This is a genomic window from Enterococcus sp. DIV0561, assembly GCF_050539875.1.
Lineage (GTDB): Bacteria > Bacillota > Bacilli > Lactobacillales > Enterococcaceae > Enterococcus > Enterococcus faecalis.
Map to the genome: position 1 here is coordinate 1,257,466 of NZ_CP172927.1, position 15,592 is coordinate 1,273,057.

13 protein-coding genes are annotated in these 15,592 nt (G+C 36.1%); 5 read left to right on the forward strand and 8 right to left on the reverse strand.

The features are described 5' to 3' along the window. Window positions 1-21: 21 nt before the first annotated feature. Together IGM13_RS06165 and IGM13_RS06170 are read right to left on the reverse strand one after the other, a co-directional pair. Window positions 22-1,053 (reverse strand): sensor histidine kinase, encoded by a 1,032-nt coding sequence (locus IGM13_RS06165; protein ID WP_224785632.1) that lies wholly within the window; start codon window positions 1,051-1,053, stop codon window positions 22-24. A gap of 278 nt (window positions 1,054-1,331) precedes the next feature. Then, window positions 1,332-2,036, reverse strand: a complete 705-nt coding sequence (locus IGM13_RS06170; protein ID WP_002399975.1) for a LytR/AlgR family response regulator transcription factor — start codon at window positions 2,034-2,036, stop codon at window positions 1,332-1,334. A gap of 484 nt (window positions 2,037-2,520) precedes the next feature. Here IGM13_RS06170 and IGM13_RS06175 point away from each other — a divergent pair, with 484 nt between their 5' ends. Beyond that, the gene (locus IGM13_RS06175; RefSeq protein ID WP_002419793.1) at window positions 2,521-2,952 is read left to right on the forward strand and encodes a cupin domain-containing protein; all 432 of its coding nucleotides are present in this window, start codon (window positions 2,521-2,523) and stop codon (window positions 2,950-2,952) included. Between the two features lie 168 nt (window positions 2,953-3,120). Next, on the forward strand, window positions 3,121-4,035 hold the full coding sequence (gene trxB, locus IGM13_RS06180) for a thioredoxin-disulfide reductase (protein WP_002357780.1): 915 nt from the start codon (window positions 3,121-3,123) through the stop codon (window positions 4,033-4,035). A gap of 41 nt (window positions 4,036-4,076) precedes the next feature. On the opposite strand, the gene IGM13_RS06185 is transcribed toward trxB, so the two are convergent. From IGM13_RS06185 to IGM13_RS06195, 3 genes are all read right to left on the reverse strand, one after another. Continuing rightward, entirely contained in the window at window positions 4,077-4,538 is a 462-nt protein-coding gene (locus tag IGM13_RS06185; RefSeq protein ID WP_002419792.1) for a hypothetical protein, read from the reverse strand. A gap of 196 nt (window positions 4,539-4,734) precedes the next feature. After that, window positions 4,735-5,235, reverse strand: coding sequence for a plasmid sex pheromone cAM373 precursor (gene camE, locus IGM13_RS06190; RefSeq protein ID WP_002419791.1), 501 nt, complete (start codon window positions 5,233-5,235; stop codon window positions 4,735-4,737). A 118-nt stretch (window positions 5,236-5,353) separates the two neighbouring features. Next, window positions 5,354-7,693, reverse strand: a complete 2,340-nt coding sequence (locus IGM13_RS06195) for an ATP-binding cassette domain-containing protein (protein WP_010715140.1) — start codon at window positions 7,691-7,693, stop codon at window positions 5,354-5,356. Between the two features lie 124 nt (window positions 7,694-7,817). On the opposite strand from IGM13_RS06195, the gene IGM13_RS06200 reads away from it, so the two are divergent. Further along, window positions 7,818-8,327: a MarR family winged helix-turn-helix transcriptional regulator gene (locus IGM13_RS06200; RefSeq protein ID WP_002365578.1), complete on the forward strand. Its 510-nt coding sequence runs from the start codon at window positions 7,818-7,820 to the stop codon at window positions 8,325-8,327. 38 nt (window positions 8,328-8,365) lie between these two features. Here the strand turns inward: IGM13_RS06200 and IGM13_RS06205 are convergent, their stop codons facing one another. The 3 genes from IGM13_RS06205 to IGM13_RS06215 all read right to left on the reverse strand — a co-directional run bounded on the left by IGM13_RS06205 (window position 8,366) and on the right by IGM13_RS06215 (window position 11,912). After that, a complete protein-coding gene (locus tag IGM13_RS06205) occupies window positions 8,366-9,229 on the reverse strand; it encodes a sugar ABC transporter permease (RefSeq protein ID WP_002360454.1) in 864 nt (287 codons plus the stop codon). A 3-nt stretch (window positions 9,230-9,232) separates the two neighbouring features. Continuing rightward, window positions 9,233-10,576: a carbohydrate ABC transporter permease gene (locus IGM13_RS06210; RefSeq protein ID WP_002357775.1), complete on the reverse strand. Its 1,344-nt coding sequence runs from the start codon at window positions 10,574-10,576 to the stop codon at window positions 9,233-9,235. An 85-nt stretch (window positions 10,577-10,661) separates the two neighbouring features. Continuing rightward, window positions 10,662-11,912, reverse strand: coding sequence for an extracellular solute-binding protein (locus IGM13_RS06215; protein ID WP_002395113.1), 1,251 nt, complete (start codon window positions 11,910-11,912; stop codon window positions 10,662-10,664). A 259-nt stretch (window positions 11,913-12,171) separates the two neighbouring features. On the opposite strand from IGM13_RS06215, the gene IGM13_RS06220 reads away from it, so the two are divergent. Together IGM13_RS06220 and IGM13_RS06225 are read left to right on the forward strand one after the other, a co-directional pair. Beyond that, complete coding sequence (locus tag IGM13_RS06220) at window positions 12,172-13,938, forward strand: glycoside hydrolase family 13 protein (protein ID WP_086269718.1); 1,767 nt, start codon at window positions 12,172-12,174, stop codon at window positions 13,936-13,938. Window positions 13,939-13,965: 27 nt separating this feature from the next. Beyond that, window positions 13,966-15,591 carry a glycoside hydrolase family 13 protein gene (locus IGM13_RS06225; RefSeq protein WP_002419788.1) on the forward strand — a complete coding sequence of 542 codons (1,626 nt, stop codon included), beginning with the start codon at window positions 13,966-13,968 and terminating at the stop codon, window positions 15,589-15,591. Window position 15,592: the final 1 nt, after the last annotated feature.

Here is a 15,592-nt window from a genome sequence, read left to right on the forward strand (position 1 = left end):
CAAATGCGGTGATTTACTTGATTAGTTATCACCGCATTTGTTTCCTTTGTATACATTAAATATAACTATAGTTACAAAATATCTACGTTCTTTCGTCCAGTGACGTTGAATACCACCTAATTGTTGTAAGAGATCACCAATGTTTTTCATTCCTAAACCTTTATCTTTTCTATGTTTTCTTGTAAAAATTTCTTCAGAATTATAGTTATTAGATACTTCAATAAATAAATCATTATTGACTTGCTTGATAATTATATTGACATATCTGTCAATCGGCTTGATTCTCTTTGATGCTTGTATGGCGTTATCAATTATATTTCCAATTACAATAGTTAGAACGTCATTATTAATTTTTATATTTTTAGAGACAAATATCTGATGATCAACATTAATTTGATTCTTTCTTGCTTCAGCAAGCTTTTCATTCAATAGGTAGTTTAATACTCCATCGGCAGCATAAGTTTTTGTTGGTGGTTCTAAAATATCAAAACTACTCTTAATATAATCGATAGCTTCATTAACTTCTTCATTTTCGATAAGTCCGAGGATTGTTAAGTATTGATTCTTCAAATCATGTTTTAATTTTAAAACGTTAGTTCTGTTTCTCTTTATTTCATTTAAAATTCTATACTCCACTTCGATATTTTTTTTTCTCAAAGTAAGATCATATTGATTTTTTTGATATTCTATAGTAATTTTATAAAGAAAAATTACACAGATGTTTAAAAATATGACACTAATCGTAATAGTAATCTCAGAAATTTTGTCATTGTTGTTTCCTATTAAAAGCCCAAATAAAATGATTATTGATAGTATGGGAATAGGTAATAAAATCACAATAAATGATAAGTTTGTCGATAATTCAGACTTTGCTTCTTTAACTATTGAAAATTTAAGTATGACTATCCAGGCTACCCCAATCAAAGTTGTAATTGTTATTGAAGTTATGAAAAAAGTAGGGCTACCATAGGATGTTAATTCTGCATTTAAAATTATTTTCGTAAAGTGTAACGACAATACTTCACAGATTAAATTTATTGATATAAGTGTCATTGTCCATACGGCCGAGTCGAGATAAGGGACTGAGTGTAGCATAGCAATAGTGTAAGTTAAAATGAAACTTAGTAATAAGTTAAGATACGGTAAATAAATGTTCGGTATGTAAGCATTGGATAATATAATCGTAACCATGGCTGATATGATTATAACAATCCAGATGACATTATAAAATTCTCTATGATTTTTAATAGCTGTTGACCAATTAGAAAAAAAATAAGAGATAAGAAATAAATAAACTAACAAACTTAGGCTTCGTAATGTTATATCAAGCATTATATCTTTCCTCTCATGGACATAACTATACTTTTATGAGCGGCGGCTTTGAAGCGCCTACTTATTGGTATTTCAATACATTTTTCTTTAGAATCCATTAATAGGAAATTTTTTCCTAACTCTTTTATATAAGCGCAATTTATTATGAAAGAAGAGTGGACTTGCACAAAATTCGTATCAAGTTGTTCGTTTATCTGATTCGTTGACATATAGGGTTTGTAGATTTCTCCAACTGTATGAATCAATACTTGTCTTTTATCTTTTTCGAAATAAATGATATCTTTGGTTGGTATTTTATAAGTAACTTTGTTACTAGAAAATACAAAGTAATTTCTTTTTTTTTCTAGCTGTTGTCTCAGTTTTTCCAAAACTTGGTGCAACCGATCTTCCGTAGGCGGTTTCAATAAATAATCAAAAGTTTGTACTTGGAAGACTTCTTCCATGTATTCTTTGTAACTCGTCAAAAAAACGATAGGTGATAAAATATCACGTTCTCGGATTTTTTTTGCCAAGTCTATTCCGCTCATTTCACTCATTTCTATATCTAAAATAAAAAAGTCAAAATTTTCTTGGTCAAGTTGATTGACTAACTTGAGAGGATTGTAGTAGGTATAGGTTTCAAATATATTTGGGTTATAATTAAATAGCATCGTGTTTATTTTTTCGGTTAACGTTGGATTGTCATCACAAATAGCAACTTTCAACAATAAAACCTCCTTTTTTTCATTCTATATATATTATGAATTAAATTATCTTTAAAAACAATCATTTTTTTGTTAGCACAACTGATAAACCGACATAAGTAATCTGGATAAAGATATCAAAAATTCAGCTTACTGACAAACATTTAATTAGCATCTAAAAAATAATCATGTAAATTAAATGAACAGCGAAAGCATCAGTTAGAGTGCTATCAATTTTTTTAAATCTACATATGATTAAAACTTGATGCTATAATGCTAGTAGTAAGGTTAATGTATACCATAGCGGTACTTGAGAAGAGTAGAAGTGTTTCTGATGAACAGATGGATTAGTGGATATTGATACTGAACAGTCAATTGTTTAAAAAAGTGATTTTCAAACGGTAACAAAAGTATATTTAAAGGAACTTGAATTTTCAGAAAGTAGCTTCAAATTTAGTTTGAAAGAATAGCTTTCGGCTATAAAAAAAGTTAAAAGGAGCCTGCCATGTTACAGAAATATATAGAAATTTTAACAAGAGACGAGGCCATCTTTCGTAAAAAGCCAGATGGAACAGAAGTAAATTATTTTCTATTTCCAGAGTTTGAAATACATATAAATAGCTTGCCAGGAAAAACTGTGCAAGGTTGGCATAGGCATCACGAAATCGAAGAAGTTTTACTTGTGCAGTCGGGAAAAGTGAAAATAGAAGAGCTAGAAAATCAGCAAATTATTTCAAGAATTTGTGCAGGAGGAGAACTTATTCGGATGCATAATAGTCTTCATCGGATTAGTAATCCTGATACGTTATCTGCATCATTTACAGTATTTCGTTTTGTTCCACAAGGGCAAAATCAACAAGAATGCATAAAAAATGATAAAGAAGAATTCTCTGATGCGGCAGTACAACGGCTTCTAAAAATAAATGATTCATTGTGATCGTTATTTTTAAACTTTTCTTTTCCCCCTCCTAGAAAACACAAAACCGTGGTACAATAACTTACGTAATAGACACACCTACTCCGAATGTCAAAAAAGGGCAGAAAAGTAGACAAGAAATTGTTTAAGGAGTAAAGTAAACTTACTTAAAATTTTGGGGGAAATAAAATGTATGATGTAATTATCATTGGTGCCGGTCCTGCTGGGATGACGGCAGCACTTTATGCATCACGGTCCAATCTTTCTGTATTGATGATTGAACGCGGTGCGCCTGGTGGGCAAATGAACAACACTGCTGAGGTAGAGAATTACCCAGGCTTTGATTCTATTATGGGTCCAGAATTGGCCTATAAAATGTATGAAAATGTAGAGAAATTTGGTACGGAAAATGCGTATGGCATTGTGATGGGCATTGAAGACCACGGATCTTATAAAGAAGTGATTTGTGATGACAAATCTTATGAAGCTAAAGCGGTAATTATTGCAACAGGCTGTGAACACCGAAAATTGGGTGTAAAAGGCGAAGAAGAATTTGCTGGCCGTGGTGTTTCTTATTGTGCCGTTTGTGACGGTGCTTTCTTTAAAAATAAACGCTTAGTAGTCGTTGGCGGCGGCGATTCTGCAGTTGAAGAAGCAATCTATTTAACGCAATTTGCTTCTGAAGTAGTGATTGTTCACCGTCGTGATGAATTGCGTGCGCAAAAAATCATTCAAGATCGTGCCTTTGCAAATGAAAAGATTTCCTTTGTTTGGGATACAGTTGTCGAAGAAATTGTTGGCAATGAAATGGTTGTGACAGGTGTGAAAGCCCGGAATGTCAAAACAGATGAAGTTTCTGAAATTGAAGCAAACGGCGTGTTCATTTACGTGGGGCTAGATCCATTAACAGAACCATTTAAGAAAGCTGGTATTACGAATGAGGCTGGTTGGATTGAAACAGACCAAGAAATGAGAACAAAAATTCCTGGTGTTTATGCCATTGGTGATGTCCGTGAAAAAACATTGCGTCAAATCACTACAGCGGTCGGTGAAGGCGGTATTGCTGGACAACAAGTATTTAACTACATTGAAGAATTAAAATAAAAAAATGCTTTTGCCTTTATTATTAAAGGCAAAAGCATTTTTTAATAGGTTCCTTTAATGCCAAAATAAGAGCCGCGAATGGTTCCAGCTAATTTTGATTTTTGACGAGCAAATTTGAATTTTCCTTCAAATTCTGCAGGAATTGCCATACCGTCTGAAAGTTTAAACCCAACGGCGCGTTTGCCTTCATCAGCTAATGTGTACATCACGTTAACTGCTAAGCCATTTTCATAAAATACATAGGCCATTTTTATGCCATCTAAAGTGAAAGAAGAAATTTCAAGTGGCTTGTAAGGGAAATGTAATTCTCGTTCTAATAAAATTTTTTCAATCCAGGCCAATGTTTCTGGAGCTTCAGAGGCAGGGACGGTCGTAAAGCGATGTTTGTATTTATTCCAAAAATAGCGAGCTTCATTCGCTCTTAGTCCAGCAAGAACAGGTGCCACTGGTGAACTTTCTAAACCAAGAGTGGCTACTTCTTTAAAATCAACTGTATAAACCATGAATTGATACTCCCATCTTTTCTTTTAAACTAAGTATAACGGTAGCAGGGGTAACGAACAATTATTATTGCTTAAAAGAATGAAATTAGGACAGAACGATCGGCTTCAGAAAATGTTAAGCTTTCCGAAAGCGTAGGTTCTGTCCCGAAGAGTATTTTAAGATTTGGTTATTTAGTGATAAGTTATACGCTTGTACTTATTTATTGGCATCTAAAGTAACTTTTTCATCTGCCGTAGTCGTTTTAACATCTACTGTATAAACAAGTTTGTTGTTATTTTTGGTTAACTTCCAAGTCAAAATACGTGGAGAAAGTCCTCCAACTTCTTTTTTTGCTTTGGATAAGACGTCGTTAACAGCGCCTAATTCTTTGACTTCAGCAGCTGAAAAGGCTGTCTCGTTTTCGCCAAGTTGATTTGCTTCAGTATTTTTGGTGACTTTTCCTGTTTCAGGATTCACGTAGAGTGTTTCTGTATCGTTGGTAAAGATATAGCTGTAGTCACTTTCTGGTTTTGTATCAAATTGGACATTTACTAATGGTTTACTGTTGCCGGCTTCTTTTTCGTAGATTTCAGCAGCTTGCTGCAAACTAACTTTGTACTTAGTATCTGTGACAGCATCTTTTCCTATGCCACAACTAGCTAAAATAAAAATAGCTCCTAAAAGTGAAAAAAATAGTAAAAATGGTTTTTTTAACATGAAATTACCTCGTTTCCTTTTATTAAGTATTCACAATCACTTAGTATACGGAGGTTTTATAAGAAATACAAATAAAAAACAATCCTTTAAGAGAAATTAAAGGATTGTTTTTTGTTATTTATTCTGCACGTAAAGCAACTGCCGCATCTTTTTTCGCTGCCATTCGGGCAGGAATATGGCCACCAATCATGGTTAAGATTGTGCTAATTACAATCAAAATAATCCCGTGAATTGGATTTAAGGTGGCAACATTTTCTAAATCAGTCAGGTTATAGAGTACTGCGTTAATCGGAAATGTTGCGAGAAAAGCAATCACAACACCAAGAATGCCAGAGGCAACACCTAAAATAGCAGTTTCGGCATCAAACACCCGGGTAATATCTTTTTTACGAGCTCCTAACGCTTTCAGGATACCGATTTCTTTGGTTCGCTCAATGACAGAAGTATAGGTGATGATTCCAATCATAATCATACTTGTAACAAGGGAAATCCCAGCAAATGCAATCAGCACATAGGTGATGGCATCCATTAAACCACCTGTTAAGCGGGTCATTGTTCCAGCTAAATCAGAATAGATGATTTGGTCTTTTTTATCTTTTCCTTTGTTATAAGCATCTAAATAATCAAGAATTTTATCTTTTGATTTGAAATCGTTTGGATAAATCATAATACTTGAAGGAATTTCATTCGCTCCTAAATAAGACAACAGGTTTTCTTTCGCGGAAGCATCTAATGTTTCGTTAGTCATAACGTTAGTATTGCTGGCTTCTTGCGCTTTAACAATGTCAGAGGTTTTGTTTTTGGCAATCATATTAGTTGAAAGTGCATCGCTATAAGCAATTCCAGGTGCTAATAGATTCATTGTTGAAGAATCTTTAATTCGCAAAATCCCTGAAATTGTTAATTCAGTATTTTCTGGGTTATCGTAAACAGCTTGCAAATCTTGGTTAGGAATGAAGTTGCCTGTCGGTAATTTGGTGTAAAATGCATTATTATTGGCTAATTTCATTTTTGTGCCAACAATGTCTGAAAAGGCAATCTTTTGATTATCTTTCACGTCAAAGCCAAGATTTTTTAAAGCATTAATATTGGTGGTATTGTTACTATCGACGATTAAAACGACATCGGTTTCTTTTTCTGGATAATTTCCTTCAAGCAACGAGTAATTGTCTTTTAAGAAATTGTTTTTTCCATTTTCTAGTTGTTTAGGAAAAGCAGAAACGCCGACGCCAGTTTGGGCAGCCATCATAGAAGCCATCGCGTTTGATTGGCCGTCGGGCGCATCGTTTGAAAATTTGACAGTTTGTGCTTTCCCGTTGATTTCTCTTAATAAGTTCATATTGACTAGACGAGTATAGCCGATATTATTACTTAATTCAGGATCAATGTGATTGACATAGTCAATAAACTTTTGATCAATTAAATTCGTGTGTTGCGCACGGTCCGCATCGCTAATTTTAGCAGTCACTTCTTTTTCTTTCGGGAAGGTCCCTTTTTTGTCCTGATTATTGAAACTTTCTGGATCTTGATCTGTCGCTATTTTAGAAATGGTAATCGGAAATTGCGCTAACGTTTCCGACTGAGTTTTATCAATTTGTTTCTGGAATCCTGTTGAAAGAGAAAGGACAATCGCGATACTGATAATTCCGATACTTGAAGCAAAGGCGGTTAAAAAAGTTCGCCCTTTTTTAGTGCGGATATTATTAAAAGACAAACGCAGCGCAGTCGTGAATTTCATTTTGGTGCGTTTCAATTCGAAAGGTTCTTTTTTTTCATGTTCAATATGAGGACGCGAGTCATGACGAATTTGGCCATCTGAAAATTCAATAATTCGATCAGCGTATTCATGAGCTAATTCAGGGTTGTGGGTCACCATAATGACTAATTTTTCTTTCGAAAGTTCTTGGATAAGTGCCATAATTTGCAGACTGGTTTCTGAATCCAATGCACCAGTTGGTTCATCACAAAGTAAAATATCGGGATCATTAGCTAAAGCACGAGCAATGGCAACCCGTTGCATTTGACCGCCAGATAATTGGGAAGGTTTTTTATGGATATGGTCCTTCAAACCGACACGGATGAGTGCATCTTCGGCTTTTTGGCGTCTTTCTGCTTTTGAAATACCACTTAGTGTCATACCAAGCTCGACATTATCCAAAATCCCTTGATGACTAATTAAGTTGTAACTTTGAAAAATAAAACCAATTGAGTTATTCCGATAAGCATCCCAGTCGGCTTCTTTAAAATTTTTTGTTGATTTGCCGTTAATGATTAAGTCACCAGAATCGTAATTGTCCAATCCGCCAATTACATTCAACATCGTCGTTTTACCAGAGCCGCTGGGACCCAGAATGGCTACAAATTCTTGTTTTCGAAAAGCGACAGAGACGCCATCTAAAGCTTTAGTGGTCGTTCCGCCGACAGTATAATATTTTTTTATCTCTTTGAGTTCTAGCATATTTTTCGCATCCTTCTTCCAATTTATCAACAACACAACCTTAAGTTAGTGTATAACGTAACATAATAGTTAACAAAAATCAATCATTACCATTTGATAATCAAGTGAATTTAGTATACACTAGGTGGGAAACGAGGGAGAACATATGGATAAAGAGAAGCATTCATCAAATTTAGATATTAGTGTCTTTACTGAAATTTTTTCATATATGAGCCAATTGCTTTTTAAAGACCTAGACTTGGAGGATCTAAAATTAACAAAGTTAGACATGTTAATTTTATTAATTGTGGCAACGAATGAAGGAATCAGTATGACAGAGTTAGCCAACCAAGTAGGAACGTCGAAAGTTCAAGTGAGTCGCTCTATTGCGGGGTTAGAAGAACGAGCGATTGTTCAACGTCGCCATAATCAGGAAAATCGCCGCGTGGTTAATGTTTATACGACAAAAGAAGGCGAGAAGCTCTTTAAGCAAAAAGAAAATCAAGTAAAACAGCAACTATCTGAAACACTTAGTGTTCTTTCGTTAGAGGATTATCAAGAAGTCAATCAACACTTTTTGGCGGTCATGAAAATTTTGTCCAATTATCAAGCGCTACGAAGAAAAACGTGTAAGGAAAACAACGCCAAAAAATAAAAAAACATCGTTTGGCTATAAACCAAACGATGTTTTTTCTAGCCTTTGACAGAGCCAGAAGTCACGCCTTCTACATAGAAACGTTGCATTAATATAAATAAAATAGTAATTGGAATGGCAATTAGCACACATCCAGCTGTAAAAGCCATGAATAGTGAATTAGCTGTTGATTTGGTCATCATCGAAAAGAGACCAATCGCAACGGTGTAATTTTCAACTTTATCACCCATAATAACTTTTGCGAAAATAAAATCCATCCAAGGACCCATGAAGGCGGTTAAAGAAGTATAGACAATAATTGGTTTCGATAATGGCAACGTAATTTTTGTGAAAATTTGCCACTTGTTGGCACCGTCAATCATAGCCGATTCGTCTAAAGCCATCGGAATGGTATCGAAGAACCCTTTGGCGATGTAAAAACCTAGCGCCGAGCCTGCAGAGTAAACCAGAATTAAAGCGAATAAACTTTCAGTTAAATTTAAGGCTTTTAAAATATAGTAAACGGCAATCATACTCATAAAACCAGGGAACATATTTAAAACGAGCGCCACTTTTAAAAATGGTTTTCTTAAGCGGAAACGCAACCGTGACAGCGCATAAGCCATTGCGATTGTAATAAAAGTTGATAACAGACAGCTTGCGATGGAAACGAACAAGGTGTTCAAAAACCAACGGACAAAGGGGAAGTTGCCAGTCTGATTTGTTAATAATACTTTATAGTTTTCTAAAGTGAATGTTTTGGGAATGATATAGGGAACAAATGCACCGCCTTCGCCACGAAAACTTGTTAAGATAATCCACACAATAGGGAACATCCAAAAAACTGCTAAAATGGTTAAAATGATGTAAACGCTGGTAAGTGCAGTACGTTGTTTTTTCTGGTAACTTTTTGCTTTAGCCATAAGTTACGCCTCCTTAAATGAATTCGTCCGTGTATAGGCAATTAAACTGAAGACTGCGGAGAGAATGAAGATTAAAATACCAATCACAGAGGCTAAATTGTAATCCATTGTATCGACAGTCAATTTGTATAACCAGGTAACTAAAAGGTCAGTTGAGCCTGCACCGTAGAAGTTAGAATTGGCTGGCCCACCACCTGTTAATAGATAAATGACATTGAAGTTATTGATGTTGCCAATAAACTGTTGAATCAGCGCCGGGGTCATCACAAATAGAATTTGTGGAAACGTAATACTTTTAAAAATTTGCCATTTATTGGCGCCGTCAATTCTAGCAGCTTCGATTTGATCTTCAGGGAGATTTTGGATAATCCCTGTAGAGATTAACATCGTAGCAGGAATACCAATCCACATATTGACAACAATAATGGTTAATTTTGCCCAATTCGGATCTGTTAAGAAGGGGATAGAAGAATCGATTAAGCCCCAGTTTAACAACAGAGCGTTGATAGGTCCGGAACCATTTAAGAGGTTTCGCATAATTAAAAGTGAAACAAACGGAGGTACGGCCATCGTGATGACAAAAATAGTCCGCCAAAACGCTTTATATTTTAAGCCTTTTGTATTGATAAGCAAGGCTAAAATGATTCCAAAAAAGAAACAAGTTGCGGTTGCAAAAACAGCCCAAATCAAGGTCCAGCCAAGTACTGGAAAGAACGTTGAAGCCATATCGCCTGTGATTACATTACCTAAATTTGCCAATCCAACCCAAGTAAAAAGGTTTTTCGGTGGCAAATGGTTATGGTCGTAGTTGGTAAAGGCAATGGAAATCATATATAACAACGGCAAGATGGTAAAGAAAAGAACGCCTAGTAAGGGAATCGTCATTAAAGTTGCATGGAAACGTTCGTTTAACAAGCTACGTAAATCATCCATAGTTGTTGGAATTTTTTTGCCGGCTGTCTTTAATTCATATAGGTGACGGGCGCTTTTTAAATTGATTACATATAAAATGATTAGCGATAAACAGACTAAAATTGCTGCAATTCCGAATAATAATAAGAGCATTGAATTATCGCCTTCTTTTAGAACTTCAATCCCTAAAGAATCATCATATACTAATCCTTGCTGTTGGGTCCCTAGGGTTCCTAGCATCATTAATGCGTGGAAACCATTACGGATTAACCAATAGATAAAGCCAATTTCAGCTGTTAAAAAGATGATTCCCTTTAACCACTGCTTGTTGGCGAAGTTTGCAGCACCCATAACTAAAAAAGATAGTTTTGTAGCGAAGTCGCCTTTTTTAAAGACCTCTCGAAATGACGTCTGGGCTTTCTTTTTCTTGAACATCTTCGTTCACTCACTTTCTACTTAAATAAAAAAGATAGAGGAAATGGGACAGCAGATTGAAGCTCGTCCCATTTCCTCTATCTTTTTATTCTTTTGCTTCTTTTGATGTGTCTTGGACTAATTTATCTAATTTTGCTTGATAATCCGCAGGTTTGATATTGCCTTTGTACGTATCATTGATCACTGCATCCATCGCAGGCCAGAATGAAACGATTTCTGGGATTTTTGGCATTACCACAGAGTGAGTTGGTTGCGCCATTTCTAAGATAGCTTTTGCAACAGTATCTTGTGTGATTTCTTCGTTTGTTTGTAATTTTTTGTTTGAAGGGACAAAACCGATTTCTTTGAAGTAAGTCATTTGTGATTTTTCACTTGTTAAATAGTTTGCTAATGTCATTGCGGCCAATGGTGCTTGTGTTTGTTGGTTGACAGCAAAACTACGAACGCCCAAGAAAGCTTTCATTTGTTTTTCTCCATTGCCAAAATCAATGGTTGGATAGGCAGCAGCCCCCATTTTGTCGCCAAGAGCTTTTTCTACATCGTTTTTAGACCAAGGACCAGAAAGGAAGGCATCCGTTTTGCCAGAACCTAGATTAGACAATGCTTCTGTATTTGATTGGATCACACCAGGATTATTTTTTTGATCGGCAATCCATTGTAATACTTCTATACCTTGTTGGTTATTAAAGTTGGTACCTTTTGGATCTTCGCCATTTTCACCATATAAGTAATCGCCGTTACTCATAAATAGAGGACCGAAGATATAATTTGCGCCATCTTCGCCAAAATTGGTACCGATTTTGCCTTTTTCAGTTAAAGACTTCCAAGTTTTAATTTCCTCTGGAGAATACGTATCTTTGTTATAATAAAGAACTTGTGACTCTACGGCATAAGGGTAGGCATAGACTTTGTCTTTCCAAGTGACCCCTGCAACTGCTGAGTCGATATTGTTTTCTTTGACTTCTTTTTCATATTTTGTGTTAGGGTAAATCAGACCAGCTTCTGCCATTTGACCAATTTGATCATGTGGCATCATGAAAACATCTGCGGCAGCTTTAGGATCTTTTGCAATGTCTTTTTTAGCATCTGCCGAATTTCCAGCAGTTAAGTTAACTTTAATATCGGGGTTTTCTTTTTCAAAATCGGCGACAACTTTTTTAAAGACGCCCATATATTCAGTATCAACCCATAATTTTACGTCACCAGCTGCTTTATTTGCTGAACCGCTTTCATTTTCAGCTTTCGTTTTTTCTGCGCCACCACAGGCAGTAAGTAAAACCGCAGAAGCACTTAAAAGGATACCGCCCATTAAAATCTTTTTCCAATTCGCTTTCATTTTTGAACCCTCCAAAAATTATTTTTTACAAGTCTTATTATGCAACCGATTGCGGAAATAATCAAGTGTTTTTCATAAAGAAAGTTAAAAAAGTTTTTTTGTTATAAATAACATACTGTTTGTTTAAAGTGGTGTATACCACTAATTAAGCATTTTAAATAAAAAAATAAAAAAGGGTATACAAATGCAATCGTTTGCGCTAAAATGTGTTCGAGTATTAGAAAATACACGAAAAGCGACAATTAAAGGAGAGAATTAAATGAACACTGCTGCAATCTACCATCGTCCAGAAAGTGAATTTGCTTATCTTTATACAGAAGAAACCATGCATATTCGTTTGCGTACGGCAAAAGGCGACATTGCCTCTGTCCAATTAGTGCAAGGAGATCCTTATCTTTTAGGAAAAGAAAAGTGGTATCAACAGTCGTTAACCATGGAGAAGTTAGTATCTACGGAGTTATATGATTACTGGTTTATTGCATTAAGTGCAAAATTTAAACGCCTTTCATATGCTTTTACTTTAGTAGGGGCGGATGGTTTGAGGGCGTTTTATGGCGAACACGGCATTTATCCTTTAGAAGAAAAGTATTTAGAGATGGCGAATAATTATTTTCGGATGCCGTATTTTCATGAAATCGATCGTTTTAAAGCACCTGAATGGGTAAAAGAAACGGTTTGGTATCAAATATTTCCAGAGCGTTTTGCAAATGGTGATCTCGCCAATGATCCTGAAGGGACGTTACCGTGGGGATCTAGAAGACCAGATCGACAAGATTTTTTTGGTGGGGATTTGCAAGGGGTGCTAGATCATCTTGATTACATTGAAGATTTAGGTGTTAATGGCTTATATTTTTGCCCGATTTTTGAAGCGTTTTCTAATCACAAATATGATACGATTGATTATTTAAAAATTGACCCAGCTTTTGGTGATGGCGCTACCTTTAAGCGTTTAGTCGAAGAGTGTCATCGACGGGGCATCAAGATTATGTTGGACGCCGTTTTTAACCATATGGGGGACACTTCGCCTCAATGGCAAGATGTGTTAAAAAATGGCCAGGACTCAATTTATGCCGATTGGTTCCACGTAAATGAGTTTCCAGCTAGCTATGAAGAAAGTGCTGATTTTGAAGAAGCAAGCAACATTACCTATGATACTTTTGCATTCACTCCGCATATGCCTAAATTAAATACAGCAAATCCAGAGGTGCAAGCCTATCTTTTAGAAATTGCTCGTTATTGGATTGAGGAATATGATATTGACGCCTGGCGTTTAGATGTGGCAAGCGAAGTGGATCATGCGTTCTGGAAAAAATTCCGGCAAACATGTGATGACGCAAAAGAAGATTTTTATATTTTAGGAGAAATTTGGCACTCGTCGCAAAGCTGGCTCCAAGGAGACGAATTTCATGCAGTGATGAATTATGCATACACAGATGCGATTATGGGCTACTTTGTCAAGCAAGAACTGTCCTTGGAAAAGATGCTTTCTGAAATGAACAACCAGTTAATGCTCTATCGCCAACAAACGAATCAAATGCAGTTTAATGTTTTAGATTCCCACGATACACCACGCTTATTGCATGAAACGAAAGAGGATAAAGAGTTGATGCGCCAAGTATTAGCGTTTACGTATATTCAACCAGGTGTCCCTTGTCTTTACTATGGTGATGAAATTGGTATGACAGGTGATATGGATCCTGATTGTCGTCGTTGTATGGTTTGGGAGGAAAATCAGCAAGATTTGGATTTGAAGGAATTTGTAAAATCATTGATTGCCCTTCGCAAAAAGTATGCGGCTGTTTTTTCTGGTGGAACAATCGATTGGACAGGAACTTCTTTTGAAACGGGGTTGATTAGACTCGCTTGTCGTTTGGAGGAACAAACGATCTATGGGATTTTTAATACTGGCCAAGAGACACAATTTGTTGATAGAACTGATCGAGAAGTTTTGCTAAGTTCTTCTATCGAAATTGCTTCAGAACAGATAATGGTTTTACCAAAAGGTTTTCTTTTATATCAAGCATAATAATTAAGCAAAGGAATGTGAAGAAGAATGGAAAAACATTGGTGGCAAGAAGTCGTGGTTTATCAGATTTATCCTCGCAGTTTTAAGGATAGCAATGGAGATGGCATTGGAGATTTACCAGGAATTATTGAAAAATTGGATTATTTGGAAACGTTAGGCATTGGGGCTATTTGGTTATCACCAGTTTATCAATCACCCAATGATGACAATGGTTATGACATTTCTGATTATGAAGCGATTATGACAGAGTTTGGGACGATGGCGGATATGGATCGTCTAATTGAGGAAGCGAAAAAGCGAAAGATTGAAATTATTATGGATTTAGTTGTTAACCATACGTCAGATGAACATCGTTGGTTTATTGAAGCGAAAAAAAGCAAGGAGAACCCCTACCGAGACTATTATGTATGGGCTGATCCTGCTTCAGATGGCGGTGTGCCTAACCGATTGAAATCTGCCTTTTCGGGTTCGGCGTGGACGTTTGATGAAGCGAGTGGGCAATACTATTTGCATTTGTTTAGTAAAAAACAACCAGATTTAAATTGGGAAAACCAACAAATGCGTCAGTCGGTTTACGAGATGATGAATTTTTGGATTGATAAAGGAATTGGCGGTTTCCGTTTAGATGTAATTGACTTAGTGGGTAAAATTCCAGGAGAAGAGATCACCGCGAATGGACCTCATTTACATCGTTATTTACAAGAAATGAACGCCGCGACATTTGGAGGCAAAGAGCTGTTAACTGTAGGTGAAACATGGGGGGCCACACCTGAAATTGCAAAAATGTACTCTAGTCCAGAGCGTCATGAATTATCTATGATTTTTCAGTTTGAACATATGAGCTTGGATCAACAACCAGGTAAAGAAAAATGGGACCTTCAGCCAATGGAAGTTGCCAAGTTGAAACAGGTTTTTGCAAAATGGCAAACAGAATTAGGAAATGATGGCTGGAATTCTTTATTTTGGAATAACCATGATTTACCGAGAATGATTTCGCGTTGGGGAAATGATCAGGAACATTGGTTGGAAAGTAGTAAGTTATTCGCTATTTTACTGCACATGATGAAAGGCACACCTTATATTTATCAAGGGGAAGAAATTGGTATGACCAATACGCCGATTACAGATATTCGTGAAGCGCGGGACATCGAAACGATTAACATGTACCATGAGTATCTAGAAAAAGGATATTCTAAAGAAGAAATTTTGCTGAAAATTAATACTAAAGGTCGCGACAATGCACGCCGGCCTATGCAGTGGACCGCTGAAAAAAATGCGGGCTTTACGACTGGTACACCTTGGATTGATGTTAATTCCAATTATCAAACGATTAACGTCGCTGCTGCTTTGGCAGATAAAAATTCACTATTCTATACGTACCAAGAAATGATTCGTTTGAGAAAAGAACATCCTTTAATTGTTTGGGGCAACTTTGAATTGCTGGAAACGGTGGACGAAGTGATCAGTTTTTATCGTACCTATGGTGAGGAACGCTGGCTTGTTGTAACGAACTTTTCTGACAAAGTTCAGCCATTTTCTGCAGACGTTCATGTAGAACAAGTAATGATTGAAAATATGCCGACAGATGTCACTGCTTTAGCAGACTATTCGTTAGCGCCTTGGCAAGCATTTGTTGTGAAAGTGAGTCAATAAG

What these genes read in the sequence shown, in the direction of transcription:
- IGM13_RS06165 (WP_224785632.1), bottom strand. Translation starts at nt 1,053, where the DNA reads ATGACACTTATATCAATAAATTTAATCTGTGAAGTATTGTCGTTACAC.
- IGM13_RS06175 (WP_002419793.1), top strand. Translation starts at nt 2,521, where the DNA reads ATGTTACAGAAATATATAGAAATTTTAACAAGAGACGAGGCCATCTTT.
- trxB (WP_002357780.1), top strand. Translation starts at nt 3,121, where the DNA reads ATGTATGATGTAATTATCATTGGTGCCGGTCCTGCTGGGATGACGGCA.
- IGM13_RS06185 (WP_002419792.1), bottom strand. Translation starts at nt 4,538, where the DNA reads ATGGTTTATACAGTTGATTTTAAAGAAGTAGCCACTCTTGGTTTAGAA.
- camE (WP_002419791.1), bottom strand. Translation starts at nt 5,235, where the DNA reads ATGTTAAAAAAACCATTTTTACTATTTTTTTCACTTTTAGGAGCTATT.
- IGM13_RS06195 (WP_010715140.1), bottom strand. Translation starts at nt 7,693, where the DNA reads ATGCTAGAACTCAAAGAGATAAAAAAATATTATACTGTCGGCGGAACG.
- IGM13_RS06205 (WP_002360454.1), bottom strand. Translation starts at nt 9,229, where the DNA reads ATGGCTAAAGCAAAAAGTTACCAGAAAAAACAACGTACTGCACTTACC.
- IGM13_RS06210 (WP_002357775.1), bottom strand. Translation starts at nt 10,576, where the DNA reads ATGTTCAAGAAAAAGAAAGCCCAGACGTCATTTCGAGAGGTCTTTAAA.
- IGM13_RS06215 (WP_002395113.1), bottom strand. Translation starts at nt 11,912, where the DNA reads ATGAAAGCGAATTGGAAAAAGATTTTAATGGGCGGTATCCTTTTAAGT.
- IGM13_RS06220 (WP_086269718.1), top strand. Translation starts at nt 12,172, where the DNA reads ATGAACACTGCTGCAATCTACCATCGTCCAGAAAGTGAATTTGCTTAT.
- IGM13_RS06225 (WP_002419788.1), top strand. Translation starts at nt 13,966, where the DNA reads ATGGAAAAACATTGGTGGCAAGAAGTCGTGGTTTATCAGATTTATCCT.